This window comes from Cobetia sp. SIMBA_158, assembly GCF_046566945.1.
Classification (GTDB): Bacteria; Pseudomonadota; Gammaproteobacteria; order Pseudomonadales; family Halomonadaceae; genus Cobetia; species Cobetia amphilecti.
Genome location: NZ_JAWJYL010000577.1, coordinates 1 through 261, shown reverse-complemented (window position 1 = coordinate 261; position 261 = coordinate 1). Strand labels below are relative to the sequence as shown.

The following is a 261-nucleotide window of genomic DNA, read 5'->3' as shown; positions in this document are numbered from 1 at the left end:
GAGCGTGACTGGCCCGGCTTCGGCCCGCAGAAGAACCGCGCGCTCGCCGCGCTCGACACCGACTGGATCCTGTCGCTCGACACCGACGAGGTGGTCAGCCCCGAACTCGCGCAGTCGATCCGTGCGGCCATCCGCGCGCCCGGCGCGCAAGTCTACGCGCTCGACCGGCTGTCGAGCTTCTGCGGCCAGTGGATCCGCCACAGCGGCTGGTATCCGGACTGGGTGCCGCGTCTGTTCCGGCGCGGCGCCGCACGCTTCTCC

The 261-nt window shown here is 72.0% G+C and carries 1 protein-coding gene; it reads left to right on the top strand.

Translation table 11 applies throughout. The annotated features are described in order from the left end of the window. Positions 1–261: glycosyltransferase (locus tag R2R70_RS21140; protein WP_410979073.1), on the top strand; the 261-nt coding region annotated here is incomplete at both ends.